The sequence below is a fragment of the Paenibacillus sp. GYB006 genome, assembly GCF_036577645.1.
GTDB lineage: Bacteria > Bacillota > Bacilli > Paenibacillales > Paenibacillaceae > Paenibacillus.
The window spans coordinates 1-240 of sequence record NZ_JARBDA010000106.1 but is presented as its reverse complement, the minus strand read 5'-3'; the positions used below and the strand labels follow the sequence as shown (position 1 = coordinate 240).

The 240-nt window shown below is 52.9% G+C and carries 1 rRNA gene; it reads left to right on the top strand.

Annotation, left to right across the window (positions count from 1 at the left end):
* Positions 1–240: ribosomal RNA gene (locus PV403_RS25195) — 16S ribosomal RNA — on the top strand; the annotation flags it as partial.

Here is a 240-nt window from a genome sequence, read left to right as displayed (position 1 = left end):
GGTCGCAAGACTGAAACTCAAAGGAATTGACGGGGACCCGCACAAGCAGTGGAGTATGTGGTTTAATTCGAAGCAACGCGAAGAACCTTACCAGGTCTTGACATCCCTCTGACCGGTCTAGAGATAGGCCTTTCCTTCGGGACAGAGGAGACAGGTGGTGCATGGTTGTCGTCAGCTCGTGTCGTGAGATGTTGGGTTAAGTCCCGCAACGAGCGCAACCCTTGATCTTAGTTGCCAGCA